Here is a 25,975-nt window from a genome sequence, read left to right as displayed (position 1 = left end):
CCCCCTCTGTCCTGCCGGACATCTCCCCCGCAAGGGGGGAGATCAGCAGTTCGTGCGTCAGCACCCATTTACCGACTTTGGAGATTGGCGAAGGCCGTCCTGACATCCCATCTCCCCCCTTGCGGGGGAGATGTCCGGCAGGACAGAGGGGGGTGCCTCACGCATCCGCTGGCGTTTAAGCGATGCATTTCGGACCTCATCTCCTCCTCGCCGCCCTCGAAGGCCTCGTCACCTCAGCCGTGCTGGCGCTGACGGCGCTTGGGCTGTCGCTGGTGTTCGGCGTCATGCGCGTCGTCAATGTCGCCCATGGCGAGTTCTTCATGCTGGGCGCGGTGCTCGCCTGGGCGATCTCGACGGCGATACCCGGCCATCCCACCGTCGGCTTCCTGACCGCACTGGTGATCGCACCGCTGATCGTCGGCGCCATCGCGCTGGTTGCCGAGCGGCTGGTGCTGCGCCGGCTCAATTACAATCCGGAAGCCACCATCGTTGCCACCATCGGCATGCTCTACATCATCCAGCAGCTGGCGCTGAGCTTCTACGGCCCGGAAGCGCGCCCGGTGGAGCCGCCCTTCAGCTATCGTATCCTTTTGCCCTGGTTCGGCTATTCCGGCTACAAGTTGTCGATCATCGCCGCCTCCGCACTTCTGCTCGTCCTCACCTGGCTGGTGCTGACGCACACGAAGATCGGCCTTATCATGCGCGCCACTCAGTATGACAGCGAGACGGCGCAGGCCTTCGGCATTCCGGTCGACCGCGTCTATGCCGGCGTCTTCGCGCTCGGCGCCATGCTGGCGGCAATTGCCGCGGTGCTGATCGTGCCGATCAGCCAGGCGCATTATCTGATGGGGCAGGACCCGCTGCTTCTGTCTTTCATCGTCGTCATCATCGGCGGCCTCGGCTCGCTGCGCGGCACTGTCGTCGCTGCCGTGCTGATCGGCCTCTCCGACGGCATCATCTCGGTGTTCTTCTCGCCGACTCTGGCCAAGATCATCGCCACGCTGCTGGTGGCCATGGTTCTGGTGTTCCGGCCGCAAGGCCTGTTCGGGACAGCATCGCGATGAGCGAAGCCTCTCCGGCAAAGGCCTATTCCCTGCATCTCGGCGTCATCGCGTTGCTCTTTGCGCTCAGCTTCGTCCTGCCGGAATACCATCACGGCCTGCTCGCCCGCATCATGGTGCTGGCGGTGTTCGCCATGGGCTACAACATGCTGTTCGGCTATGTCGGCCTGCTCAGCCTTGGCCATGCCATGTTCTTTGCCGCCGGGCTCTATGGCGCCGGTCTTGCCGTCATCCATCTCGGCTGGAACGTGCCGCTGGCCTTCCTCGCCGGGATCGGCTGTGGCGCGCTGCTGGCGCTGGTGATCGGCCTGCTGGCGCTGCGCACCACCGGCGTCGCCTTCATGATCGTGACCATGATGTTCGCGCAGGTTTTCTATCTCGTCATCCTCTATTTCGCCGCCTGGACCGGCGGCGACCAGGGCCTGGTCGTGCCGCAGCCGGCGCGGGTTCTGAGCTTCGGCGCGACATCGCTCGACCTCACCGACCCGACTGTCCGCTACATGAGCGCGCTCACGCTGTTCTCGATCGTGCTGCTCATCACGCTCGCCGTCGTCCGCTCCCGCTACGGCCGCGTGCTGGTCGCCGTGCGCGAAAACGAGGAGCGCACGAAAATGCTCGGCTACGACACCTTTTCGAACAAGCTCATCGCCGTGGTCGTCTCCGGCACCATCTGCGCGGCCTCGGGTGCGGCCTATGCGCTGTTGTTCGGCTATGTCGGCTCGAGCTTCGCCTCGGTGCAGTATTCCATCCTGCCGCTGCTCTGGGTGCTGCTCGGCGGTGCCGCCACGACGCTGGGTGCCCTGATCGGCACCGTCTTCATGTACTATGTCATCGACATCGCCAGCGGCTACACCTCGGCCTATCTCTTGATCGTCGGCATCGCGCTTATCCTCTTGGTGCTGTTTTTCCCCAAAGGCATTTTGGGCACCATCCGCCAGCGCTGGCTTGGGTGGCTGCCATGATGCCGCTGCTGACGACAAAGAACCTGGCGCGCAATTTCGGCGGTCTGCGCGCCGTCGACGGTGTCGATTTCCAGCTGATGCCGGGCGAAATCCGCGCTGTCATCGGCCCCAACGGCGCAGGCAAAACCACCTTCGTCAGCCTGATCAGCGGCCGCATCCAGCCGTCCTCCGGCATGATCGTCTTCGACGGCACCGACATCACCAGCCGGCCGGCCTATCTCAGGGTGCGCCAGGGCATCGCCTACACCTTCCAGATCACCAGCGTCTTTGCCAATTTGTCCGCCTACGACAATGTCGCGCTGCCTGTTCAGCGCACGCTGACCGATGGCCGCTCGAAAGGCGCGGTGCGCACCGGCGTCATGGCGGCGCTGGAGCGCACCGGCCTTGCCGACCGCGCCCATATGCCGGCCGGCCAGCTCTCCTACGGCCATCAGCGGCTGCTGGAAGTGGCGATGGGTCTGGCGCTGAAGCCGCGGCTGTTGATCCTCGACGAGCCCACGCAAGGCCTGGCCGATAGCGAGATCGACAATTTCATCGAGCTGGTGCGCGAGATCGCCAAAAGCGCCACCGTGCTTTTGATCGAGCACAATATGCCGGTCGTCATGCAGCTGGCCGACCGCATCACCGTCTTCAACGCCGGCAGGATCCTCGCCGAAGGCACGCCCGAACAGATCCGCGCCAACACACAGGTGCAGGAAGCCTATCTGGGGACGGCGCCATGACCGAAGCCCCCGCGACTGAAGCGCTGACCATCTCCGGCCTCGATTGCTTCTATGGCGAGGTTCAGGTGCTCTATGGCCTCGACCTTGTGCTCTACAAGGGCGAGGTGCTGTGTCTCTTCGGCCGCAACGGCGCCGGCAAGACGACGACGCTGAAGGCGATCATGGGCTCGGTGCCGGCGGAGGCCGGTTCGATCCGGCTGGGCGACCAGGAATTGACCGGCCTGCCGGCGCATGAGGTGCCGAAGGCCGGCGTCGCCTATGTGCCGCAAGGCAGGCGGCTGTTCGCCGAGATGACGGTGGCGGAAAACATCGAGATCGGCCTGATGGCGCGCGGCAGGGGCAAGGCCGTGCGGGAAAATGTCCTCGACCTTTTTCCATTGCTGCGCCAGCGGCTCAGGCAACGCTCCGGCACTTTGTCTGGCGGCGAACAGCAGATGCTGGCCATGGCCCGCGCGCTCTGCCTCGAACCGCAGGTGCTGTTACTCGACGAACCGACCGAAGGCCTGATGCCGTCGATGATCGCCAAGATCCGCGAAACGGTGGTGAAGCTGCGCGAACTTGGTGTCTCGACCATCCTGGTCGAGCAGCGCGTCGATGCCGTGCTGTCGGTCGCCGACCGCGTCTGCTTCATCGAAAACGGCCGCAACCGCGAGACCGTCGATGTCGAGCAACTGCGCGCCGACCCGTCGGCGGTCAGGCGTTATGTAGGGGTGGGCTGAAGCAGGCCTGGACCTCTGAACTCTAATCCTCCAGCGCACCGATCGCTTTCGCGCGCACAAATGCCAGGCCGGCCAGTGCGAGATCGCCAACCGCCATGCCGCGGAACGCGAATGCTGTCCGCTCATTTGCGCCCTGACGACCGGGCACGTCGCCGCCGACCAAACCCGTCAGGTCGCCGGCAACGAGCTCCGGTCTCACCATCGGTTTGCTCATTTGCGCCTCTTGCACCAGGTCGTCTATGACGATGCGATCGAAGACAGCCATGGTCTCGGGCAGCCAGGGCAAAGCCAGATCGGTCATCGTCGCGAAGGCTCCCGCCTTCAGCCATCGGGCATCCAAAAATGGAGTGGGCTCTGGCACTAGAGTGACTGTCGTCACCACAATATCGGCAGGCTCGACCGCCTCTTTGGCGGTATCGCTGGGTACTGCAGCTAAACCGCGAATCTCGGCCAACCGACACAATGCGTCACGATTGCTTTTGCCCCGACCAAAGGCGCGAATCTCTTGCAACGGAAAAAGATCGGCCAGGACCTCGAGATGACCGCGCGCCTGAACGCCGCATCCGATGAACGCGACGCAGGCCGAGTCGGCCCGAGCCAGACGCTTGGCGGCCGCAGCGCTTAGACCGGCCGTCCGCTTCGCAGTCACCCAATTGCCGTCGACCACTGCAAGCGGCAGACCCGTCTCGGCGTCGAGAAGGGTTACGAGCGAGTTCAGGATTGGAAGTCCCCTTTCGGCGTTGCGGGGGTTGACCAGCAGCGATTTGGTCGCCAGCACCCGGGGCTCCGTCGCGACTCCGAGAGTGGCCATGATGTAGCGGTTATCGCCCGGCAGAACGACTGCCTTCGGCGCACACCATACCTCGCCCCGCCTCTGACCGACGATCTGTCGCTCGATTTCGTCGACCATGTCGGACGTGGAAATTGGCAGGCTATCCAGGAATTCGCCCGACAGATAAGGCAGGCGGTCGGCTTGGATGGTCATTGTCTCCCCAACAATGGCTTGTTTCGGTACGCATTCCTCGGTTTCAGCGTGCAGTCGACCTATATCATCGTTGATAGCAGAAATTGCCGACTCCGCATACGCATGCGCTGTCGGCTCCATGCCGCTCGCAGACGGATCCCGATCCCCTAAGCCGATGGCTGCCTCAGCTAAAAAACAAAAAGCCCGCGACCAGAAATACCGGCACCAGTACCAGCCCTGACCACACCATGTAGCCGAAGAAGCCAGGCATCTTCACGCCGCGATGCCGGGCGATGGCGTAGACCATGAAGTTCGGTGCGTTGCCGATATAGGTGTTGGCTCCCATGAACACAGCGCCAGCCGAAATCGCAGCCAGCGTCGAGGCGGCTTCCGTCATCAGATGCTGCGGATCGCCACCAGCGAGTTCGAAGAACACCAGATAGGTCGGCGCATTGTCGAGGAAGGACGACAGCCCGCCGGCCAGCCAGAAATAGGCGAGGTTGTTGGGCTGTCCGGTCGGCGAGGTGACCAGCGCGACCAGCGGCGCCAGCGTGCCATCATGGCCGGCGCGAAGGATGGCAATCACCGGCACGATGCAGACGAAGATGCCGGCAAACAGTTTTGCCACTTCCGCGATCGGGCCCCAGGTGAAGCCGTTGGCCTTGCGATGGCTTTTGTAAGAGACGACAAGCGACAGTCCGGCCAGCCCCAGGATGATCGCATCGCGTACCAGGTTCTGCAATTCGAGGCTGACGCCCAGCACTGGAAAGCTCACGCCTGGTTTCCACGCCGCCGACAGCAGGATCGCGCCAATGACGCCGGCCAGCAGCGGCAAATTGGCGAGGCCGCGAATGCGCACCTTCGTATCCGGCGTCGGATCCGTGATCTTCGGCGCGCCGCCTTCGCGGCGGTGCAGCACGATGTCGATGGCCAGGAAGACAATCAGCACAAGGCCGCCGGTAAACAGCGTCTCGCGCCAGAGGTTCGCCGTCGTCCAGAAGAAGTCGACGCCGCGCAGGAAGCCGACGAACAGTGGCGGGTCACCCAAGGGCGTCAGTGAACCGCCAATGTTGGACACCAGGAAAATGAAGAAGATGACGACATGGGCGTTGAACGGCCGGTTGTCATTGGCGCGCAGCATCGGCCGGATCAGGATCATCGAGGCGCCGGTCGTGCCGATCACCGAGGCCAGCATCGCACCGACAAGCAGCAGCCCGGCATTGACCAGTGGCGTGCCGTGGATGTTGCCGGCAACAAGGATGCCGCCCGAAATGGTGTAGAGCGCGAACAGCAGGATGATGAACGACATATATTCGGTGAGCAGCGTGTGCAGCACGGCCTCGCTCGCCGAAGGCATGCCGAAGGCGATCGCCAGCGGCACCACCACAAGTGCTGCCCAGCCGGCGGCGATCTTGCCGTAATGATGCTCCCAGACATGGTGGAACAGCAGCGGCCCGGTGGCGATCGACAGCAGCAGTCCGGCAAACGGCAGTCCCCACCACAGCGACATTGCGGCACCTGGCAATTCGCTGCTCTCAGCCGCGAGAGCCTGTACAGGCAACAGCATCGCGACGACCATCACGGCGATTGCATATGAAAAAGGCCCCCTCATCCGGCCGCTTCGCGGCCACCTTCTCCCCGGTGGGGAGAAGAGGCGTATGTCGGCGCCAGCAGCTTCCTCTCCCCTCGGGGAGAGGTCGGATTGCCCCGAATTGCCCTTCGCAATTCGGTTGGCAATCCGGGTGAGGGGGCCCTTGTCCGAACGTATAGAACGAGAGAACGCCGCCTGAAGCTCCACTTCCAGTCAGTCCGCAGTCGGATCTTCGAGCCTCACCCCGGCGTCGCGCATGCGCTTCAGCATCGCCTCGACCGAGCCGTTGAGATCGATGCCGCGGCAGGCGTCGAGCCGCACCGTCGTCTTGAAGCCGTGCTTGACCGCATCGAGCGCCGAGAAGGCGACGCAGAAATCGGTCGCCAGGCCGACCAGCGTCACAGTGTCGATACCGCGCTCCTTGAGGTAGCCGGCGAGCCCGGTCGGCGTCTTGTGGTCGTTCTCGAAGAAGGCGGAGTAGCTGTCGATTGCCGGGCGAAATCCCTTGCGGATCACCAGCTCGGCCTTGGTCCAGGCAAGGCCGGAGTGGAAGTCCGAGCCAAGGCTGCCCTGAATGCAATGGTCGGGCCATAGCGTCTGCGGCCCATAGGGCATCTCGATCGCGCTGAAAGGCTGCGCCCCCGGATGGCTGGAGGCAAAGCTCGAATGTCCGGCCGGGTGCCAGTCCTGGGTCAGCACCACGTGCTCGGCGTGCCGGATCAGATCGTTGACCAGCGGCACGATCTCGTCGCCGCCCGCAACCGCCAGCGCACCGCCGGGGCAGAAGTCGTTCTGCAGGTCGATGACAACAAGCGCTTCGTCGGCCATGGCGCCTCTCCTCTTTCTTCGTCTCGAGCGGGATCGAGTGAAAAACGCCGCGGATGCGACCGGATGCAGAAACTTGACCAGATGGCGGCCTGCGTCAACCTCTGCAAGCGTAACAAATGCGTGGCGACCAGCTTCCCGCAAACTCCGGCTTTGACAATTTCCACCAGCTTGATATCATTTGCATACGAATGAATTTGGCCAGATCGAGTACTGGCGAGGTTACGGGAAGACCCGACTTTTTAGGAAGGCCCATTTCTTGGGAAGGCAGGCGTGATCCGTTACGCGAAACCCACCACGCTGGACGAGGCGCTCGCTCTGCTTGGCGAGGGCGCCTGGCGCGTGCTTGCCGGCGGCACCGATTTCTATCCGGCGCAAGGCGCCAAGCCCTTCCGCGACAATGTTCTCGACATCAATGGCCTGGCTTGCCTGCGCGGCATCGCCGAGACCGAGAGCCATTGGGTTTTGGGCGCCCGTACCACCTGGACCGATCTGGTCCGCCATCCCTTGCCGGCGGCTTTCGATGCGCTGAAGCAGGCCGCGCGTGAGGTCGGCTCGCTGCAGATCCAGAATGTCGCCTCTATCGCCGGCAATCTCTGTAACGCCTCGCCGGCCGCCGACGGCGTGCCGGGATTGCTGGTGCTCGACGCCGAGGTCGAACTGCGCTCGGCCGCCGCGACGCGCTACCTGCCGCTGCAGCGGTTCATTCTCGGCAACCGCCGCACGGCTTTGCTGCCCGGCGAACTGGTTACCGCCATCCGCATTCCGAAGCGCGCTTCCGCCGGCAGCTCAGCCTTTGTCAAGCTTGGTGCGCGGCGTTATCTCGTCATCTCCATCGCCATGGTGGCGGCGCGCCTTGTCGTCGGCAACGGTATAGTCACGGAAGCGGCCGTTTCCGTCGGCTCCTGTTCGGCTGTCGCCGCGCGGCTCGCCGGTGTCGAAGCTGTGCTGCGCGGCAAGCCTGCCGGCCCGGCACTCGCCGATGCGGTCCTGTCCGCGCCGATGGCCGAACTGTCGCCGATCGCCGATGTGCGCGGCAGCGCCGAATACCGGCTCGATGCGGCACGCGAACTTGTCGCCCGCGCCGTGCTGGGAGCCTGCGGTCTGACGAACGACAACAGCATGGTGGCGGCATGAGCCAGGTTCGTTCTGAGGCGATAGAAGCTCTCCCCGACCTCGTGCCGGGCTTCGGCCTCGAGCGTGCGGATATCGCTTTCGCCGTCAATGGCGCCGCCGTCTCGGTCAATGTGCCGCCGCTGCGCCGGCTCTCGCAGGTTCTGCGCGACGAATTGCAGCTGACCGGCACCAAGGTCGGTTGCGATGCCGGCGATTGCGGCGCCTGCACGGTCCTGGTCGACGGTGACGCCGTCTGCGCCTGCCTGATGCCGGCGGCCTCCGCGGCCGGGACATCGGTGACGACCGTCGAAGGCCTCGCCAATGGCCGCCTGTCGGCGCTGCAGGCGTCTTTCCTGGCGCATGGCGCGGCGCAATGCGGCATCTGCACGCCGGCCCTGCTGGTCGCGGGCACGGCGCTGCTGGAGACAAAGCCGAACCCGACAGAGGTCGAGGTGCAGGATGCGCTGGGCGGTATCCTCTGCCGCTGCACCGGCTACAGAAAGATCATCGCGGCGGTGATGGATGCAGGGCGGTTCCAGACGTCGACCGACGGCGCTGCCCCTCATCCGCCTGCCGGCACCTTCTCCCCGTATAATGACGGGGAGAAGGGACAAGCTCCGGCGCCGGCGACCCCCTCTCCCCGTCATTCACGGGGAGAGGGTAAGGGTGAGGGGCAGCGCCAACCTCATTCGTTGGACTTCGGCCTTGACCGTAGAATGCCCACCAAAGGGAATGCCGTAGGCGCCTCTCCAGTCCGGCTCGACGGCGTGCCAAAAGTCACCGGCGGCGAAAAGTTCGGCGGTGATTCTTTCCCCACCGATGCGCTGGCTGTGCTGGTGGTCCGTTCGCCGCACTATCACGCCGGCTTCGTTTTCGGCGATCTCGACGGCTGGGTGAAGAAGCATCCCGGCATCGTCGGTGTCTTCACCGCCGCCGACATTCCAGGCAAGAACTGTTTCGGCGTCATCGGCCCGTTTGCCGACCAGCCGGCGTTGGCCGAAGGCTTTGCGCGCCTGCGCGGCGAGGCTGTGGCGCTGGTCGCCGGCGAGCGCGAGGCGATGCTCGATCTTGACCTCAGTGATTTCCCGGTCCGCTGGACCGAATTGCCGCATTGTCTGCAGCCCGGCGACGCGCAGGCCGAAGGTGCTGCGCTGATCCATGCCAACCGCCCGGACAATTTGTTGACCAAGGGCTTTGTCGAGCGCGGCGACCCCGAGGCCGCTCTTGCCGGCGCTGCCTTCACCGTGACCGGAGCCATCGACACCTCCTATGTCGAGCATGCCTATATCGAGCCGGAGGCCGGCCACGCCTATATGGATGGCGACACGCTGGTTGTCGTCGCCTGCACCCAGGCGCCTTACATGGACCGCGACGACACGGCGAAAGTGCTTGGCCTTGCCGTCGACAAGGTGCGCATCGTGCCGACCGCGACCGGCGGCGGCTTCGGCTCGAAGCTGGACGTCTCGCTGCAACCTCTCATCGGCCTTGTCGCGCTGAAGACCGGCCGGCCGGCAGCGCTCGCCTACACCCGCAACGAATCCATGATGTCGACCACCAAGCGCCATCCCTCCGAGATGAAGGCAACCATCGGCGCCGACGCCGAGGGACGGGTCACCGGCATGGTCTTCACAGGCGATTTCAACACCGGCGCCTATGCCAGCTGGGGCCCGACCGTCGCCAACCGCGTGCCCGTGCACGCCTCCGGTCCCTATGCGACGCCGAACTATCGGGCCGAAGGCCGCGCCATCCACACAAACGGGCCGATCTCCGGCGCCTTCCGCGGTTTCGGCGTGCCGCAGGCGACGATCATGCAGGAGACGCTCTATGATGAGCTCGCCGGCAAACTGAGCATGGATCGGCTCGATTTCCGCTTGAAAAACTGCCTTCGGAACGGATCCGAAACGGTTACCGGGCAGAGGCTGGAGTCGGGTGTCGGTATTTTCGAATGCCTCGATGCTTTGCGGCCGCATTGGGCTCGCGCGACGGCCGACGCAGATACATTCAATTCCTCCAATACGAGCAAAAAGCGCGGCGTCGGCATCGCGTCCTGCTGGTATGGCTGCGGCAACACCTCGCTGCCCAATCCGTCGACCATAAGGGTCGGCATTGCGCCAGCGGGCGAGGTCATCCTGCATCAGGGCGCCGTCGATATCGGCCAGGGCTCCAACACCGTCATCACCCAGATCTGCGCTGACGCCCTCGGCCTGCCGCTGGAAAGATTCCGGCTGAAAAGCGCCGACACCGCGATCAGCCCCGACGCCGGCAAAACATCGGCCTCGCGCCAGACCTTCGTCACTGGCAAGGCGGCCGAAAAAGCCGGCCGCGCCTTGCGCGAAAAAATCCTGCGCTTCGCCAATGTCTCGGAGAACGCGGCCTTGCAATTGGACGGCGCGGCGCTCGTCATCCGCGAGGGTGAAGCCACCCGCCGCATCGATCTCGCCACCCTTGATGTCGATGCCGGCGGTTTCGTCTTCCGCGCCGAGGAGACCTACGATCCGCCGACGCTGCCGCTCGATGCCAAGGGCCAGGGCAAGCCTTACGCCGTCTATGGCTATGGCGCGCAGATCGCCGAACTCGAGGTCGATCTCAGGCTCGGCACCGTCAAGCTGCTGAAAATCACCGCCGCGCATGATGTCGGCAAGGCGATCAATCCGCTGTTGGTCGAGGGGCAGATCGAAGGCGGCATCGCGCAAGGCATCGGCATGGCGCTGATGGAGGAATACATCCCCGGCCGTACCGAGAATTTGCACGACTATCTCATCCCGACCATCGGCGATGTGCCGCCGATCGAGCACATTCTGATCGAGGTTCCCGATCCGGAGGGACCGTTCGGCGCCAAGGGCCTGGGCGAGCATGTGCTGATCCCGACCGCACCGGCGATCCTCAACGCCATCCGCCACGCCACCGGCGTGCTCATCACCAAGGTCCCGGCGACGCCGACGCGCATCCGCGCTGGCATCCGCGAAAAAGATGGCATCCGCGAAAAGGAGGCACGCGCATGAGCGAGCTTGCCGAACGCTTCGAAACCCACGATCCCGGCGAGAAGCTGGTGGCGGAAAAGATCCGCTGCGATGCCTGCCCGGTCATGTGCTATATCGCCGATGGCCGCACCGGCGCCTGCGACCGCTACGGCAACTCAGGCGGCCGCATCGTGCGCATGGACCCGCTGACCATTCTCGACCACGCGGCCGAGAGCGGTGCCGCCGTCGTGCCTTTCACGGCCGAAGGCGAGGAATGGGACGGCGAACTCGTCAACACCGGCCGCCGCTTCGTCACCGCAATCGGCGCTGGCACCACCTATCCCGACTACAAGCCGGCGCCGTTCATTGTCAGCCAGGAGGTCGAAGGCGTCGATCTCGTCACCGTGGTCACCGAGGGCATCTTCTCCTACTGCGGCGTCAAGGTGAAGATCGACACCGACCGCCATCTCGGCCCCGAAACGGCAATCGTGCGCTCGCAAGGCGAAGCGATCGGCCATGTCACCACAGGCGAATACGGCTCGCAGATGCTGTCGCTGGGCGGCGTGCATCATCTGACCGGCGGCTCCAAGGCGGAGGGACGCGCCACCTGTGACGCGATGCTCAATCTGTGCAACCGCAAGCCGGTCGAACTGACCATCGACGGCGGCGCCACCATCATCGTCGAAGCCGGCAAACCACCTGTCATCGACGGCAAGCAGGAACACCGCATGCGCGTCGGCTGCGGCTCGGCGACCATCGGCATGTTCGCCACGCAATGGCGCGGCCTTGTCGACGAGGTGGTGGTGGTCGACGACCACATCACCGGCGTCGTCTCCGAGCATCAGGCCGGCAAGGTGCTGGGCTGGCAGGAGACCGGGATCAAGATCATCGGCCGCCGTTCGACGCCGGGCCGCTATTTCAAAGTCTCCGAGCCCGGCCTCGGCTGGGGTGGCACCTCGATTTCCGATCCGCTGTCGATCCTCGGCGAGTGGAATTCCAAGAAGGGCGCGCGTCCGGGCCTATCGCTGCTGATGGTGTCGACCACCGGCGAGCAGTTCGCCTATTACGAACTCGATGACGAGTTGAAGCCGGTCGAAAAGCCATTCCCGGAACGGCTGCAAAAATCGGTCGGGCTGATCGAGGACAATTGTGAGCCGGCGCTCTGCACCGTGCTGTTCATCGGCGGCGCCGGCGGATCGCTGCGCGCCGGCGTCACCGAAAACCCGGTCAATCTCACCCGCTCGGTGCAGGGCCTGAAGACCTATGTGACGGTCGGCGGCGCGCCGGTCTATGTCTGGCCGGGCGGCGGCATCACGCTGATGGTCGATGTCACAAGGGTGCCGGAAGGCGCCTTCGGTTATGTGCCGACGCCGGCGCTGGTGGCGCCGATCGAATTCACACTGCGCCGCGACGACTATGTCAGGCTGGGCGGCTATGAGGCCGAAATCCGCAGCGTTGACGACATCGTCGCCAAGGGCGGCGAATACCTCAATCCGCGCCGCGGCACAGGCGCCGAGTCCCAAAATCCATGGCCGCCGCTGGCGCAGTTGCGCCGCGCCGGTTCGAATGGGGCCGGGTGATGCAAGGCCCACAAGTAACCTGGCTGCAGGACGGCAAGCGGCTGCATCTCAACCACGGACCGATCGACCTGATCGTCGAAGCCTTCGGCGAGGCGGATGAGTGCCGTGCCGCCTACGACCAGGCGGTCGCGCGTTTCCAGACGATCCTGATCGAGTTGGTCGAGGAGCTTCCCGAACTGCGGCTGCCGGCATTTTTCCTGGCGCCACGCACCTTCGCCGGCCCGACGGCGCGCCGCATGGAAGCAGCCGTCATACCCTTGGCGGAATGCTTCATAACACCGATGGCCGCCGTTGCCGGATCAGTAGCCGACGAAATGCTCGCCGCATTGCTTGCCGGCCGCAAGCTTGATCGCGCCTATGTCAACAATGGCGGCGACAGCGCGCTCCATATCGGCAAGGGCCAGTCGATGAACCTTGCGATCGCCGGCACCGGCAACGGTATGGCCGACCGCATCACCATTCACTCGGCGGACGGTGTGCGCGGCGTCGCCACCAGCGGCTGGCGCGGCCGCTCCTTCTCGCTTGGCATTGCCGACGCCGTCACGGTGCTGGCGCGGACCGGCGCCGAGGCCGATGCGGCGGCGACGCTCATTGCCAACGCCGTCGACCTGCCCGGCAATCCGGCCATCAAGCGCATTCCCGCACAGGAACTCTCGCCCGACAGCGATCTCGGCGCGCGGCTGGTGACACAAGCGGTCGGCACGCTTGCATTTGGCGAGGTGGCGCGGGCGCTGGACAATGGCCTTGCTGTCGCCGAAGATTTTCGCCGGCGCGGCCTGATCGCCGCATCGGCGCTGTTTCTTGGCGGTGAGACCCGCATCAGTGGTTCCATGGCGCTTGCCGCGCCCAACAAAAATCCAGGGAAGGAAATTGCCCATGCCTGAGTTTCCGATCCGCAAGATCGCGGTTCTGACCGAAGAGATCTTTCACGATGGCGGGCCGGTCGCAGCCGCGCCGCGCCGCCGCGCCGCGGCCGTGGCGCTGGTGAAGAACCCGTTCGCCGGCCGCTACGTGGAAGAACTGCAGAGCGCCATGGACGATCTGAAGCCGCTCGGGCTGCTGCTCACCGACAAGCTCATTGCCGCATTGGGCGGTGACATCAAGCAGATCGACGCCTACGGCAAGGGCACCATTGTCGGCTCGTCGGGTGAGCTCGAACATGGCGCGCTCTGGCATGTGCCGGGCGGCTATGCCATGCGCGAGCGGCTCGGCGACGCCAAGGCGATTGTGCCGTCGGCAACCAAGGTCGGCGCCTTCGGCTCGCGGCTGGACGTGCCGCTTGGTCACACCAACGCCGCCTATGTGCGCAGCCATTTCGACGCCATGGAGGTCGGCCTCAGCGACGGGCCGCGTCCCGACGAAATTCTGTTTTGCCTGGCTATGAGCTGCGGCCCGCGTGTTCACGACCGCATGGGCGGCCTGGCGGTTGGCGATATCAAGGCCTGGGACGGCTTGCGATGAGCGGTGGCGAGCTCAAGCTGGTCGAGGCCGAAGAGCCTGACGATCATGATTATCGCCTGCAGGAACAGGTTGGCTTCATCCTGCGCAAGGCGCACCAGCGCCATGTCTCGATCTTTGCCTCGCAGATCGGCGACCTGACGCCGCCGCAATTTGCGGCGCTGGCCAAGCTGCACGATGTCGGCGAGACCTCGCAGAACCAGCTCGGCACGCTGATCGCCATGGATGCGGCGACGGTCAAGGGCGTGATCGACCGGCTGAAAGCGCGCGGCCTGGTCGATCTCACCAAGCATGAGGTCGATAAAAGGCGGTTGCTGGTCAGCCTGACGCCTGAGGGACGCGAGGCCATCGAGCGGCTGATCCCGCTGGCACGCGCCATCACCCAGGAAACGCTGGCGCCGCTGACCGCCAAGGAAGCGGCGACCTTTATGCGCTTGTTAGCAAAGCTCGCCTGAGCAATCAGGCGCGCAGCCTCGTCCCCTCTGGGTCGAGGAATGGCATCGGTGCCACCACGGCCCGTGTCGGTTTGCCGTTTATGTTGATGCTCAGCTCCGTCCCGACGGCAGTGAAGGGCAGCCGCAGATGCGGTTCCGGTTCCCCGTTGACATCAGAAGTCTTACGGTCTTTGCGATGCGCGGCGGAGACGGAAACGACATGCTCTGCGGCGATCACGGCGCGGCGAGCCGTCCTTCTCAGGAAGTCTTATTGTGATCTAAATTACAGATCGATCATGTAGATCGGCGTATGTTCAGGCAGACACAGACGGTCGTGGGAGGGACCTGGGGATGGACCAGCAGGAATTCGTGCAGGAAGCCGCGCAACGGCGCATCGACGAAGACATCGCCAAGCGCGTCAAGGTTCACCAGGCCAACATCGAGCGTCTTGAAGCCGCAAGGGAAAGTGCCGGCAATCTCGAGGCCGCCGTCGCCAACCGCCCGCTGGTGATGCTGGCGCAGGGCGATTCCTGGTTCGATTATCCGCTGACCGGCAACGGGTTTCCCTTTGTCGACACCGATGTGATCGCGCAACTGCGCCGGCTCGGCTCGATGCCGCCGACGATCCTCAACCTCGCTCATCACGGCGATGCGGCGACCGACGAGATGTCGCTGCCCAAGCAGCAACGGATGATTTCAGCCTTGCGCAACAAGGCGAACTGGCTGGACGGCAAGCCCGACGCCATCCTGTTCTCGGCCGGCGGCAACGACATTGCCGGCGACCAGTTCTGCATCTTCCTCGACTTCAATGACGGCCATGCCGCCGGGCTGAACAAGGACCGCTTCGCCAAGGCGCTGGGCATGGTCGAGGCCTGCTATCTCGATTTGTTCGCTCTGCGCGACCGCGTCGCGCCTGGCGTGCCGATTTTCGGCCATTGCTACGATTTTCCAATACCGAACGGCGCGCATCCATCCTGTGCCGGTCCGTGGCTGAAGCCGTCGCTCGATTTCTGCAACTGGTCGGTGGCCAAGGGCACGGTCATCGTTCACGCGGCGCTGGCGGCATTCCGGGATGTGGTGAAGCGTCTGGCCGACGATCCCAGCAACAATTTTCACCTGGTCGACACGCAGGGAACGCTGAAGGTGGCCGACTGGGCCAACGAGCTGCATCCCGATCCCGCCGGCTTCAAGAAGATCGCGCAGAAATTCGCCGACGTCCTGAAGGCGAAACTGCAGACCTGATGATTGGACAGGCGCTCGACGCCGCCCAGGGCCGTCGAGTTCATTTGGCCCCGAACAGGTCCTTGGCTTGCTCTGCCGTATAGTAGCCAAGCCGGATATCCTCAGCGACCAGTTTTGGATCGCGCTGACGCGGATCGCCATAGCCGCCGCCGCCCGGCGTGCCGACGCGCACGCGGTCGCCGGCCTTGAGTGCGATGTCCTGTTCCTTGGACAGATGCGGCGGCACATGTTCCTCGCCGCCGCGAAACACGGTCACCGTGTTCACCGCGCCGTCCTTGCCGCCGAGCGCGCCCTGCGGGCCGAAGCGGCCATGGTCCATGACGAAGGAGGCGCGTGCCTCACCGCGCAGGATCTCGACCTCATAGGCAAGGCCAAAACCGCCGCGCTGCTTGCCGGCGCCGCCCGAGCCTTCGCGCAAGGCATAGTGGCGATAGAGCACGGGAAACGCCTGCTCCATGATCTCGACCGGCGGCGATTTCGAAATGCCTATGGTCGAGCAGCCATTGGTCAGGCCGTCATGGCCTGAATTGCCGCCATAGCCGCCGCCGGAAATCTGGTACATGACATAGTCGCGGCCGCGGGCCGGATCGTTGCCGCCCAGCGCGAAATTGCCGCTCGAGCCGGCAGGCGCGGCCGTCACTTTCTCCGGCAACGCCTGCACCATCGCCGCGAACACCGCCTCGGCGATGCGCTGCGAGACTTCCGCCGCACAGCCTGAAACCGGTCGGGGATATTTGGCATCGAGGAAAGTGCCCTCCGGCCGCTTGACGATCAGCGGTTCGAAAGCCCCGGCGCTGATCGGCACATCAGGGAAAATATGGCGCATGGCGAGATAGACCGACGACAGCGTCGTCGCCAGCACGCTGTTCATCGGCCCGGCGCAGGGTTTTGACGAACCTGTGAAATCGAAAGTCAGCGCGTCGTCCTGCTTCTCGACGGCGAGCGCTATGGTCAGCGGCTCGTTGACCACGCCGTCCGAGTCGACAAAGGCGGTCGAGCGATAGATGCCGTCGGGAATGGCGGAGATGTTGGCGCGCATCTGTTCGGCGGCGCGGCGGCGCAGTTCGGCGATCGCCTCGACAACAGTTTCGTCGCCGTAACGATCCAGGATTCCGTTGAGCCGGTCCTGGCCGATCAAAAGGGCCGCGGCCTGCGCCCGGATGTCGCCGATGCGCTGGTCGGCAACGCGGATGTTGGAGCAGATGATGGCGTAGATTTCCGTGTCGAGCACGCCCTTCTTGAACAGTTTTACTGGCGGCAGCCGCAGCCCTTCCTGCTCGACTGCCGTGGCCGAAGCGGAGAAGCCGCCCGGCACCGAGCCGCCAATATCGGGCCAGTGGCCGGTGTTCGATAGCCAGCAAAATATCTTGCCGTCGCGATAGACCGGCATGGCGAAACGCACATCCATCAGATGCGTGCCGCCGAGATAGGGGTCGTTGACGATGTAGATGTCGCCTGGTTCGGGGGCCAGGCAGCGGCCGTCGGCGATCATCTCGATCACCGTTTTGGTCGAATACTGCATGACACCGACGAACACCGGCAGGCCCTGGCTGCCTTGCGCGATCAGCGAACCGTCGACGGCTGAATAAATGCCGTCGGAACGATCATTGGCCTCGGCGATGACAGGCGAGAAGGCTGCGCGCGAAAAGGTCAGGTCCATCTCGTCGCAGACTTGCTGCAAGGCCGCCTGGAGGACCGAAAGCGTTATGGCGTCGAGGCCGGTCATGGTGCAAGCGCCTCCACTGGTACGGCGGGAAATAGAAAATCTGAAGCTTGGCGCCGCCCCGCATTGTCCTGCCGGACATTTCTCCCCGTATAGTGACGGGGAGAAAGACGCCATCGCCGATGTTTTCGCTCACTTTCAACGTCGCAAGAAAAGAAGCAAGGCCGCAGCTGCCCCCTTCTCCCCGTCCCTATACGGGGAGAAGTGCCTGGCAGGGCGATGAGGGGCAGCGCTGCGTCCAAGGTAAAAGGAGCGAGACCAACCAACGAGTTTCCCATCATTCCTTGCCCACATCGATGATGATGTTGCCGTCGGCGTCCGAACGTGCGCGGTCGCCGGGTTCAAGCACGGTTGTGGCGTCCATCTGTTCGAGGATCGCAGGCCCCTTGATGACGGCATCGAGCGGCAGTTTTTCACGTGCATAGACAGGCGTGTCGTGCCAGCGGCCGGCGTACCAGACCGGCCTTGTCTCGCGCAGCGCCTCGTCAAGCGTCTTGGCGCGTCCGGCCGGGTCGATCAGTCGCGATAGGTCGATCGCCGGCCGCACGCCGGTCACCGAGGTGTTGAGGTTGACCAGATTGGCGCGGATTTCCGGCAATTCGACCTTGAAGCGGGCGAAATAGGCCTTTTCGAACAGCGCCTGCAGCTCGCTCCGGGTCACCGAGGACGACGGCAGCGCCACGTTGATGATGTGGGTCTGGCCGACAAACTGCATGTCGGCGGAGTGGGTGACGCGGATCGTCTCCGGCTTCACCGCTTCCTTGCCGATCAGCTCTTCGCCTTCGTTTCGGTGCCGTTCCAATACCACATGAAGCTGGGTTTCATCGAGCACAGACACCGGCTGGTTGATGGTGTTGACGAAGTCGTGGCGCAGATCGGCGACGACGCAGCCGAGGGCGTTGGTGATCCCTGGACGCGCCGGCACCAGCACCCGGGGAAGGCCGAGTTCGCGCGCCAGCGCGGAGGCGTGCAACGGTCCGGCGCCGCCGAAGGCGAACAGCGCGAAATCGCGCGGATCATGGCCGCGCGACACCGAGACCATGCGGATGGCGCCGGCCATTTTCATGTTGCCGAGCCGCAGGATTGCGCCCGCCGCCTCAACGCCGGAGAGCCCGGTGGCCTTGCCGATTTTGTCTTCGAAAATGCCGGTGACGCGCTCGACGGTGACCGGATTCTCGACCGCCAGCAGCTTTTTCGGCGCCAGCCGCCCGAGCACCAGATTGGCATCGGTGATGGTCGGCTCGGCGCCGCCGCGGCCGTAGCAGATCGGGCCGGGATTGGCGCCGGCACTTTCGGGGCCGATCTGGATCAGCCCGGCCGCATCGACGCGGGCGATCGAGCCGCCGCCGGCGCCGACCGTATGCACCGCCACCATCGGTACATGGATCGGCATCGCATATTCGATCTCGATCTCGTTGGAGACAGCGGGTTCGGCGTTGCGGATCAGCGCCACGTCGGTCGAGGTGCCGCCCATGTCGTAGGTGACGAGGTTCTCGAAACCGGCGCGCTTGCCCGTATAGGCGGCGGCGATGACGCCGGAGGCCGGGCCTGACATCACGGTCTTGGCCGATTCCCTGGTGACGAAGCGGGCCGAGATCATGCCGCCATTGCCGTTCATGATCAGGAAGTCGCGGGCATAACCTTTGGCCGCCAACTCCTTGCGCAGCCGCTCGACATAGCGCTCGAGGATCGGCTGCACCGAGGCGTTGACCGCGGCGGTCACGCCGCGCTCGAATTCGCGCGCTTCCGACAGCAGCGCATGGCCGGTGGTGATGTAGCCATTCGGCCAGAGCTCGGCGGCAATCTCGGCGGCGCGCCGCTCATGCCTGGGGTTGGCATAGGAGTGCAGGAAATGGATGACCAGGGATTCGCAGCCGGCCGCGATCAGCGCCCTCACCGCTGCGCGCATCTCCGGCTCGTCGAGCGGCGTGCGCACCGCGCCCGATGCCTCGACACGCTCCGACACTTCCAGCCTGAGATCGCGCGGGATGATCGGCACGAAGCTTCCGGTCATGCCGTAGGGCTGCGGCCGGGTGCGCCGGCCAAGCTCGATCACATCGCGAAAACCGCGTGTGGTGATCATGCCGGTCTTCGCCAGCCGGCGTTCCAGAACGGCGTTGGTGGTGGTGGTCGTGCCGTGCACGATGAGGTCGATGCCGTCTATGGCAAAGCCGGTGGCGCCAAGCGCTGAAACCACACCGAAAGCCTGGTTGTCGACCGTGGTTGGCGTCTTGGCGATATGCACCCTGCCGCCGTCCTTGCCGTCGATCAAAATGAGGTCGGTGAAGGTTCCACCGACATCGATGCCGGCAACGACGTTACCCAGGGAATCCGGCTGTTGCACCGAAAAATTCTCTTTCATTGTCGAAACCCGAAATGGCAGGACTACGAATATGCCGCAGTTTGGAAAGCTGTTTTAGCGTGGTATCTTGACACAAATATCGTTTGTATACTAATAAATTTCGGACACAAGAGCTTACCGCTTTGGAGTGTGTGAACGGCACGCCGGGACCTGAACGGTCCGGGCGCGCAGGAAATGGTTTGGCGCCCGCATATGTGAGTGGGCAAGACAGAGTTGGATTTGATGAACACCACATCCGCATTCAACACCGCCGGCGCCCGTCCGCTGCAGTTCCCGATTCCGGCCAATGTCTATGCCGAAACCGTGGTGTCGGTGAAGCACTACACCGACCGGCTGTTCTCGTTCCGCATCACCCGTCCGCAGTCGCTGCGCTTCCGCTCCGGCGAGTTCGTCATGATCGGCCTGCCCAATGCCGAAAAGCCGGTGTACCGCGCCTACTCGGTGGCGAGCCCGGCCTGGGACGAAGAGCTGGAATTCTTCTCGATCAAGGTGCCGGACGGCCCGCTGACCTCCGAACTGCAGAAGATCCAGGTCGGCGACACCGTCATCATGCGCCAGAAGTCGACCGGCACGCTGGTTGTCGACGCGCTGACCCCGGCAAAGCGCCTGTTCATGATCTCGACCGGCACCGGCATTGCGCCTTTCGCCAGCCTGCTGCGCGACCCCGACACCTACGAAAAGTTCGACCAGCTCATTCTGACTCACACCTGCCGCGACAATGCCGAACTGGTCTATGGCCAGGAACTGGTGGCCGCGCTCGAGAACGATCCGCTGATCGGCGAACTGACCGGCGGCCGCGTCACCCTCTACAACTCGACGACCCGCGAAGAGTCCGCGCGCATGGGTCGTATCACCGCGCTGATCGGCTCTGGCAAGTTCTACAGCGATCTCGGCATCGAGAAGCTCAATCCGGAAACCGACCGCATCATGATCTGCGGCTCGATGCATATGCTGAAGGACGTCAAGGAGCTGGCCGAAAGCCTGGGCTTCCACGAGGGCTCGCTCAGCCATCCCTCGAGCTTCGTCGTCGAGCGCGCTTTCGTCGGCTGAGCCGGCGCTTCGGCGCCGGCGCTCTCGGATCGATGTTTTGACCATACGGTCAAAATTCAGCTGCTTTCGCCGCCTTTTTCCGATATGACCGCTTGAAGGACTCGTGAAGCATCGATTCACGGGCTATCTTCGGCGTGTGTCGCCCCAAGCTGCTTTGCGGCCCGGAGGAACGACGCGCACCACGACGTAAAATCGTCGAGCGAAAGGGCAGGAGATGAGCAGCACAATCCGCGAAGCCGATCTCGGTACGTCCAAGGTCACACCGCTGCCGGCGCGTGCGGCAGCCAACACCCCTGTCCCACAGTCGCACGGCATAGCCCGCAACACCGGCATGCGGCTCGATCTCGGCTTCATGGAATCGGTGCGCTCCGTCAACCGCTCGGCGCTGGAACGCCGCGTCGCCAGCCTGACCAAAAGGCGCTCGATCAAGGCCGACAACCAGGCGGCATGGCTGCTGCGCGCCGTCTCCTGCATGGACCTGACGACGCTGAACTCCAACGACACCGAAGAGCGCGTGCGCCGGCTCTGCGCCAAGGCGGTCAACCCGTTCCGCCGCGACATCGTCGAAGGACTCGGCATCGAAGGCGAGAAGATTCGCCCGGCGGCGGTCTGCGTCTATCATCCTTTCGTCGCCACCGCCGTGGACGCCGTGCGCGGCACCGGCATCCATGTTGCCGCCGTCTCCACCGCCTTCCCGCACGGCCTTGCGCCGCTGTCGACCCGCCTGCAGGAGATCGAGGCTTCGGTGCGCGATGGCGCCGACGAAATCGACGTCGTCATCCCGCGCGGCCTGGTCTTCGGCGCCAAATGGCAGGAGCTCTACAACGAGATCGTCTCGATGCGCGAAGCCTGCGGCGATGCGCATCTCAAGGTCATTCTGGGCACCGGCGACCTCGCCACGCTGCGCAATGTCATGCTGGCTTCGATGGTGGCGATGATGGCCGGCGCCGATTTCATCAAGACCTCCACCGGCAAGGAAAGCGTCAATGCCACGCTGCCGGTCGGCCTCGCCATGGTGCGCGCCATCAGGGCCTATTTCGAGGAGACCGGCTTTCTCATCGGCTTCAAGCCCGCCGGCGGCATTTCCACCGCCAAGGCTTCGCTCGACTGGCTGGTGCTGATGAAGGAAGAACTCGGACGGCCGTGGCTGGAGCCAGACCTGTTCCGCTTCGGCGCTTCGAGCCTTTTGACCGATATCGAACGTCAGCTCGAGCACCATTTGACCGGGCACTATTCGGCCAATCATCGCCACGCTATGGCGTGAGGCGGGTGAACGCCTTGAACGCCGAGTTCCTTCGCGCCCCCCTCTGTCCTGCCGGACATCTCTCCCACTTGGGGGGAGATCAGCTGTCATCGGCGATTTCGCCAATCGCGGACATTGCAGGACGGCAGCCGACAGGCGCGAAGTCCAATCTCCCCCCTCGTGGGGGAGATGTCCGGCAGGACAGAGGGGGGCGCGACAGAGCGCCTGCCAAGACGATTCTCGGGAGCGCGCCATGAACATCCTCGAACGCTATCACGCCATGGAATACGGCCCGGCGCCGGAAGCGCGCAACGAGGCCGATGCCTGGCTCGCCGCGCGCGATTTTGGCAAGGCGCTGTTCATCGATGGTGCCTGGAAGGCCGCCGCCAGCGGCAAGACTTTTGACACCAGCGAGCCGTCCTCCGGCAAGCTGCTGGCCAAGGTCTCCGATGCCGGCGCCGCCGATATCGATGCGGCCGTTGCCGCCGCCACCAAGGCACTGCCGAAATGGGCGGCATCCTCGGGTTACCAGCGCGCGAAGGTGCTTTATGCCATCGGCCGCGCCATGCAGCGTCATCAGCGCCTGTTCGCGGTGCTTGAGACAATCGACAACGGCAAGCCGATCCGCGAAAGCCGCGACATCGACGTGCCGCTGGCCATCCGCCATTTCATCCATCATGCCGGCTGGGCGCAGGCGTTGGACAAGGATTTCCCCGGCAACAAGGGCGTCGGCGTCGTCGGCCAGATCATCCCGTGGAATTTTCCGCTCTTGATGCTGGCCTGGAAGATCGCGCCGGCGCTTGCCGCCGGCTGCACGGTGGTGCTGAAGCCGGCCGAGTTCACGCCGCTCACCGCCATTCTGTTCGCCGAAATCTGCGAGCGCGCCGGCGTGCCCAAGGGCGTCGTCAACATCGTCCAGGGCGGACCGGAAGCGGGTGTGGCGATCGTCAATCATCCCGGCGTCCAGAAGATCGCCTTCACCGGCTCCTCCGAAGTCGGCAAGATCATTCGCAAAGCCACGGCCGGCTCCGGGAAAAAAATATCGCTGGAACTCGGCGGCAAGTCGGCCTTCGTCGTCTTCGAGGACGCCGATCTCGACAGCGCCGTCGAAGGCCTGGTCGACGGCATCTGGTTCAACCAGGGCCAGGTCTGCTGCGCCGGGTCGCGGCTTCTGGTGCAGGAAGGCATAGCCGAGGCCTTGATCGCCAAGGTCAAGGTCAGGATGAGCCGGCTGCGCGTCGGCAGCCCGCTCGACAAGAACACCGATATCGGCCCGCTGGTCGACGCCACGCAGCTCGACCGGGTCAAGGGCCTGGTCGCCGAGGGCGCGAAACAGGGCGCCGTCTGCTGGCAGCCGGATGCAGCACTGCCGTCTTCCGGCTATTACCATCTGCCGACACTCGCCACCGGTGTTTCGCCGGCTAACATATTGGCGCAGGAGGAAGTGTTCGGCCCGGTGCTGGCCACCATGACCTTCCGCAACACCGAGGAAGCGATCGAGCTTGCCAACAATACGCGCTATGGGCTCGCAGCTTCGGTGTGGAGTGAAAACATCAACCTCGCTCTGCATGTCGCGCCGCAGCTGAAGGCCGGCGTCGTCTGGGTCAACGGCACCAACATGTTCGACGCCGCCTGCGGCTTCGGCGGCTACCGCGAAAGCGGCTTTGGTCGCGAAGGCGGGCGCGAGGGCATGTTCGAATATCTCGCGGCAAAGCTGCCGCTCGGTCCGGTGATCAAGCCGGCGACGTCTTCCGCGCAGCCGGTCGAGCAATCGGACGGCGGCGCCATCGACCGCACGGCAAAGCTGTTCATCGGCGGCAAGCAGGTCCGCCCGGACGGCAATTACTCGCTGGCGATTGCCACTGCCAAGGGCAAGCTGGCCGGCGAAGTCGGCCTCGGCAACCGCAAGGATATCCGCGACGCCGTTGCTGCCGCTCGCGCCTGCAAAGCCTGGCGGGAGGCGACCGCCTACAACCGGTCCCAGGTGCTTTATTACCTCGCCGAAAATCTGTCCGGGCGTGCCGTCGAATTCGCCGCGCGCCTGACCGAACTGACAGGTGCCAACGTCAAGGCCGCCCGGGAAGAAGTGGAACAGTCGATCGAGCGCCTGTTCCTCTATGCCGGCCTCGCCGATAAGTTCGAGGGCAGGGTGCATCAGCCGCCGGCCCGCGCCGTCACGCTCGCCCTGCACGAGCCGGTCGGCGTCGTCGGCATCGTAGCACCCGACACCGCGCCGCTGCTCGGGTTTATCTCGCTGGTGGCGCCCGCCCTTGCCATGGGCAACACCGTGGTCGCCGTGCCGTCGGAAAAATACCCGCTGCTCGCCACTGATCTCTACCAGGTGATCGAATATTCCGACGTTCCGGCCGGCGCCATCAACATCGTCACCGGCCGCACGGCGGAACTTGCAGGCGTTCTGGCCAAGCATGACGATGTCGACGGGCTCTGGCTGTTCGCCGATGCCGAGACCTGCGCCAAGGCGGAGGCCGATTCCATCGGCAATCTCAAGCGCGTCTGGACCGGCAACGGCCGCGGCCTCGACTGGGCGTCCGACCAGGCCGCCGGCGATGCCTTGCTGCGCCGCGCCGTCGAGGTCAAGAACGTCTGGGTGCCTTACGGCGACTGAGGATTCGTGTTCCCGTCTCCGGAGCGGACCGTCGGGCTTGACGCCGGAAATAATGTTCTTTAACGAGAAAAAACATTTATCGGATTGGGCGCAAGCGGCACAATGTGCTCGCCTGGCACAGTGCATCGCGACCGTCTGCCGGTAGAAAGCCGGTTGATCGCAAACGGACGGAGGAGAAGACGAATGGCGGATCTAGCGGGCAAGACCGTTGTCGTCACGGCGGCGGCGCAAGGCATCGGCAAGGCGAGCGCGCTAGCCTTCGCCAAGGCAGGCGCCGTCGTCCATGCCACCGACATCAACGAGGCGCTGCTGGCCGAACTCGCCAGGCCCTCCGGCATCAAGACCCGCAAGCTCGACGTTCTCAACGATGATGCGGTGGCATCGGGCTTTGCTGAAATCGGCCGTGTCGACGTGTTGTTCAACTGTGCCGGCTTCGTCCATTCCGGCTCGATCCTCGAGATGAAGGATGCTGATCTCGATTTCGCCTTCAACCTCAATGTCCGCGCCATGATCCGCACCATCCGGGCCGTGCTGCCCGGCATGCTGGAGCGCGGCGACGGCTCCATCATCAACATGTCTTCCGTCGCCGGCGCCGGCAAAGGCGTGCCCAACCGCTTCGCCTATGGCGTCACCAAGGCAGCAGTGATCGGTCTCACCAAGGCAATCGCCGCCGACTATGTCGCCAAGGGCATTCGCTGCAACGCCATCTGCCCCGGCACGGTCGAAAGCCCGTCGCTGCAGGATCGCATGCATGCGCAGGGGGATTATGAGGCCGCCCGCGCGGCCTTCATCGCCCGTCAGCCGATGGGCCGTCTCGGCACGCCCGAGGAAATCGCCGACCTGGCCGTCTATCTCGCCGGCGCCACCTACACGTCGGGGCAGGCCTATAATATCGACGGTGGCTGGTCGATCTGAGCACTATTCCCGATCCGAAGGTCCGGGATCGAGCAGACCTAAAGTCCGGCTTGTCCGAGGTCGGATCCGATAGCCAGAGTCCGCCCAGTCCCTCTGTCGCTTTGGCTGAGTGAGTTTGAAAACGGCCTTGGGCCGCAATTTGGAGAGCAAGATGAAACTGCTGCGCTATGGCGAGGTTGGGAGCGAGCGCCCCGGCCTGCTCGATGCGGATGGAACGATCCGCGATCTTTCAGGTCATGTCCCTGACATTGCCGGCAAGACGCTCGATCCGGAGTCGCTCGAGACATTGTCGAAGCTCGATCCGAAGTCGCTGCCGGCGGTGTCCGGAAAGCCCCGGCTCGGCCCTTGCGTTGCCGGCACCGGCAAGTTCATCTGTATTGGGCTGAACTATTCCGACCACGCCGCCGAAACCGGCGCCACCG

The 25,975-nt window shown here is 64.3% G+C and carries 20 protein-coding genes and 1 pseudogene; 16 read left to right on the top strand and 5 right to left on the bottom strand.

Translation table 11 applies throughout. The annotated features are described in order from the left end of the window. The first annotated feature begins 182 nt into the window (after positions 1-182). From AC04SG_RS17535 to AC04SG_RS17520, 4 genes are read left to right on the top strand one after another with little or no spacing between them, the layout of a single operon-like run. Complete coding sequence (locus AC04SG_RS17535; protein ID WP_488552059.1) at positions 183-1,064, top strand: branched-chain amino acid ABC transporter permease; 882 nt, start codon at positions 183-185, stop codon at positions 1,062-1,064. After that, a complete protein-coding gene (locus tag AC04SG_RS17530) occupies positions 1,061-2,023 on the top strand; it encodes a branched-chain amino acid ABC transporter permease (RefSeq protein ID WP_488552058.1) in 963 nt (320 codons plus the stop codon). The genes AC04SG_RS17535 and AC04SG_RS17530 overlap by 4 nt, the downstream gene beginning before the upstream one ends. Beyond that, a complete protein-coding gene (locus tag AC04SG_RS17525; RefSeq protein ID WP_192255182.1) occupies positions 2,020-2,745 on the top strand; it encodes an ABC transporter ATP-binding protein in 726 nt (241 codons plus the stop codon). The genes AC04SG_RS17530 and AC04SG_RS17525 overlap by 4 nt, the downstream gene beginning before the upstream one ends. Then, entirely contained in the window at positions 2,742-3,464 is a 723-nt protein-coding gene (locus AC04SG_RS17520; RefSeq protein WP_488552057.1) for an ABC transporter ATP-binding protein, read from the top strand. Before AC04SG_RS17525 ends, AC04SG_RS17520 begins: the two co-directional genes overlap by 4 nt. Before the next feature lie 22 nt (positions 3,465-3,486). Here the strand turns inward: AC04SG_RS17520 and AC04SG_RS17515 are convergent, their stop codons facing one another. The 3 genes from AC04SG_RS17515 to pncA form a co-directional block, all read right to left on the bottom strand. Beyond that, positions 3,487-4,449, bottom strand: a complete 963-nt coding sequence (locus AC04SG_RS17515) for an ornithine cyclodeaminase family protein (protein ID WP_488552056.1) — start codon at positions 4,447-4,449, stop codon at positions 3,487-3,489. Between the two features lie 163 nt (positions 4,450-4,612). Continuing rightward, positions 4,613-6,007 (bottom strand): sodium:proton antiporter, encoded by a 1,395-nt coding sequence (locus AC04SG_RS17510; protein WP_488552137.1) that lies wholly within the window; start codon positions 6,005-6,007, stop codon positions 4,613-4,615. A 225-nt stretch (positions 6,008-6,232) separates the two neighbouring features. After that, positions 6,233-6,847: a bifunctional nicotinamidase/pyrazinamidase gene (gene pncA, locus AC04SG_RS17505; RefSeq protein WP_352582579.1), complete on the bottom strand. Its 615-nt coding sequence runs from the start codon at positions 6,845-6,847 to the stop codon at positions 6,233-6,235. A gap of 270 nt (positions 6,848-7,117) precedes the next feature. Here pncA and AC04SG_RS17500 point away from each other — a divergent pair, with 270 nt between their 5' ends. The 7 genes from AC04SG_RS17500 (at position 7,118) to AC04SG_RS17470 (ending at position 15,634) form a co-directional block, all read left to right on the top strand. Beyond that, a complete protein-coding gene (locus AC04SG_RS17500) occupies positions 7,118-7,981 on the top strand; it encodes an FAD binding domain-containing protein (RefSeq protein WP_488552055.1) in 864 nt (287 codons plus the stop codon). Further along, positions 7,978-10,962: a molybdopterin-dependent oxidoreductase gene (locus AC04SG_RS17495; RefSeq protein ID WP_488552054.1), complete on the top strand. Its 2,985-nt coding sequence runs from the start codon at positions 7,978-7,980 to the stop codon at positions 10,960-10,962. Before AC04SG_RS17500 ends, AC04SG_RS17495 begins: the two co-directional genes overlap by 4 nt. Then, positions 10,959-12,500, top strand: coding sequence for a 6-hydroxynicotinate reductase (locus tag AC04SG_RS17490; protein WP_488552053.1), 1,542 nt, complete (start codon positions 10,959-10,961; stop codon positions 12,498-12,500). Before AC04SG_RS17495 ends, AC04SG_RS17490 begins: the two co-directional genes overlap by 4 nt. Continuing rightward, on the top strand, positions 12,500-13,384 hold the full coding sequence (locus AC04SG_RS17485) for a UPF0280 family protein (RefSeq protein ID WP_488552052.1): 885 nt from the start codon (positions 12,500-12,502) through the stop codon (positions 13,382-13,384). Before AC04SG_RS17490 ends, AC04SG_RS17485 begins: the two co-directional genes overlap by 1 nt. Then, positions 13,377-13,961: an amino acid synthesis family protein gene (locus AC04SG_RS17480; protein ID WP_023714549.1), complete on the top strand. Its 585-nt coding sequence runs from the start codon at positions 13,377-13,379 to the stop codon at positions 13,959-13,961. The genes AC04SG_RS17485 and AC04SG_RS17480 overlap by 8 nt, the downstream gene beginning before the upstream one ends. Further along, the gene (locus AC04SG_RS17475) at positions 13,958-14,413 is read left to right on the top strand and encodes a MarR family winged helix-turn-helix transcriptional regulator (RefSeq protein ID WP_352555950.1); all 456 of its coding nucleotides are present in this window, start codon (positions 13,958-13,960) and stop codon (positions 14,411-14,413) included. The genes AC04SG_RS17480 and AC04SG_RS17475 overlap by 4 nt, the downstream gene beginning before the upstream one ends. A gap of 330 nt (positions 14,414-14,743) precedes the next feature. Next, positions 14,744-15,634 carry an SGNH/GDSL hydrolase family protein gene (locus AC04SG_RS17470; RefSeq protein ID WP_488552051.1) on the top strand — a complete coding sequence of 297 codons (891 nt, stop codon included), beginning with the start codon at positions 14,744-14,746 and terminating at the stop codon, positions 15,632-15,634. Positions 15,635-15,674: 40 nt separating this feature from the next. Here the strand turns inward: AC04SG_RS17470 and AC04SG_RS17465 are convergent, their stop codons facing one another. Both AC04SG_RS17465 and AC04SG_RS17460 read right to left on the bottom strand, forming a co-directional pair. After that, positions 15,675-17,360 (bottom strand): hydantoinase B/oxoprolinase family protein, encoded by a 1,686-nt coding sequence (locus tag AC04SG_RS17465; protein WP_488552050.1) that lies wholly within the window; start codon positions 17,358-17,360, stop codon positions 15,675-15,677. A 274-nt stretch (positions 17,361-17,634) separates the two neighbouring features. After that, positions 17,635-19,719 carry a hydantoinase/oxoprolinase family protein gene (locus tag AC04SG_RS17460; protein ID WP_488552049.1) on the bottom strand — a complete coding sequence of 695 codons (2,085 nt, stop codon included), beginning with the start codon at positions 19,717-19,719 and terminating at the stop codon, positions 17,635-17,637. A gap of 222 nt (positions 19,720-19,941) precedes the next feature. Here AC04SG_RS17460 and AC04SG_RS17455 point away from each other — a divergent pair, with 222 nt between their 5' ends. The 5 genes and pseudogenes from AC04SG_RS17455 to AC04SG_RS17435 form a co-directional block, all read left to right on the top strand. Continuing rightward, a complete protein-coding gene (locus tag AC04SG_RS17455) occupies positions 19,942-20,769 on the top strand; it encodes a ferredoxin--NADP reductase (RefSeq protein ID WP_488552048.1) in 828 nt (275 codons plus the stop codon). A 214-nt stretch (positions 20,770-20,983) separates the two neighbouring features. Further along, a complete protein-coding gene (gene deoC / locus AC04SG_RS17450; protein ID WP_488552047.1) occupies positions 20,984-22,033 on the top strand; it encodes a deoxyribose-phosphate aldolase in 1,050 nt (349 codons plus the stop codon). A gap of 232 nt (positions 22,034-22,265) precedes the next feature. Then, on the top strand, positions 22,266-24,638 hold the full coding sequence (locus AC04SG_RS17445; RefSeq protein ID WP_488552046.1) for an aldehyde dehydrogenase family protein: 2,373 nt from the start codon (positions 22,266-22,268) through the stop codon (positions 24,636-24,638). Positions 24,639-24,821: 183 nt separating this feature from the next. Further along, positions 24,822-25,553 (top strand): SDR family oxidoreductase, encoded by a 732-nt coding sequence (locus tag AC04SG_RS17440; protein ID WP_488552045.1) that lies wholly within the window; start codon positions 24,822-24,824, stop codon positions 25,551-25,553. A gap of 151 nt (positions 25,554-25,704) precedes the next feature. After that, positions 25,705-25,975, top strand: a pseudogene (locus tag AC04SG_RS17435) (2-hydroxyhepta-2,4-diene-1,7-dioate isomerase); the annotation flags it as partial.

Source organism: Mesorhizobium sp. CNPSo 4684 (genome assembly GCF_057784315.1).
This window is presented reverse-complemented; position numbering and strand designations above follow the sequence as displayed.

Coding starts and splice junctions, on each gene's coding strand:
- AC04SG_RS17535 (WP_488552059.1), top strand. CDS start 183: ATGCATTTCGGACCTCATCTCCTCCTCGCCGCCCTCGAAGGCCTCGTC.
- AC04SG_RS17530 (WP_488552058.1), top strand. CDS start 1,061: ATGAGCGAAGCCTCTCCGGCAAAGGCCTATTCCCTGCATCTCGGCGTC.
- AC04SG_RS17525 (WP_192255182.1), top strand. CDS start 2,020: ATGATGCCGCTGCTGACGACAAAGAACCTGGCGCGCAATTTCGGCGGT.
- AC04SG_RS17520 (WP_488552057.1), top strand. CDS start 2,742: ATGACCGAAGCCCCCGCGACTGAAGCGCTGACCATCTCCGGCCTCGAT.
- AC04SG_RS17515 (WP_488552056.1), bottom strand. CDS start 4,449: ATGACCATCCAAGCCGACCGCCTGCCTTATCTGTCGGGCGAATTCCTG.
- AC04SG_RS17510 (WP_488552137.1), bottom strand. CDS start 6,007: ATGGTCGTCGCGATGCTGTTGCCTGTACAGGCTCTCGCGGCTGAGAGC.
- pncA (WP_352582579.1), bottom strand. CDS start 6,847: ATGGCCGACGAAGCGCTTGTTGTCATCGACCTGCAGAACGACTTCTGC.
- AC04SG_RS17495 (WP_488552054.1), top strand. CDS start 7,978: ATGAGCCAGGTTCGTTCTGAGGCGATAGAAGCTCTCCCCGACCTCGTG.
- AC04SG_RS17490 (WP_488552053.1), top strand. CDS start 10,959: ATGAGCGAGCTTGCCGAACGCTTCGAAACCCACGATCCCGGCGAGAAG.
- AC04SG_RS17485 (WP_488552052.1), top strand. CDS start 12,500: ATGCAAGGCCCACAAGTAACCTGGCTGCAGGACGGCAAGCGGCTGCAT.
- AC04SG_RS17480 (WP_023714549.1), top strand. CDS start 13,377: ATGCCTGAGTTTCCGATCCGCAAGATCGCGGTTCTGACCGAAGAGATC.
- AC04SG_RS17475 (WP_352555950.1), top strand. CDS start 13,958: ATGAGCGGTGGCGAGCTCAAGCTGGTCGAGGCCGAAGAGCCTGACGAT.
- AC04SG_RS17470 (WP_488552051.1), top strand. CDS start 14,744: ATGGACCAGCAGGAATTCGTGCAGGAAGCCGCGCAACGGCGCATCGAC.
- AC04SG_RS17465 (WP_488552050.1), bottom strand. CDS start 17,360: ATGACCGGCCTCGACGCCATAACGCTTTCGGTCCTCCAGGCGGCCTTG.
- AC04SG_RS17460 (WP_488552049.1), bottom strand. CDS start 19,719: ATGAAAGAGAATTTTTCGGTGCAACAGCCGGATTCCCTGGGTAACGTC.
- AC04SG_RS17455 (WP_488552048.1), top strand. CDS start 19,942: ATGAACACCACATCCGCATTCAACACCGCCGGCGCCCGTCCGCTGCAG.
- deoC (WP_488552047.1), top strand. CDS start 20,984: ATGAGCAGCACAATCCGCGAAGCCGATCTCGGTACGTCCAAGGTCACA.
- AC04SG_RS17445 (WP_488552046.1), top strand. CDS start 22,266: ATGAACATCCTCGAACGCTATCACGCCATGGAATACGGCCCGGCGCCG.
- AC04SG_RS17440 (WP_488552045.1), top strand. CDS start 24,822: ATGGCGGATCTAGCGGGCAAGACCGTTGTCGTCACGGCGGCGGCGCAA.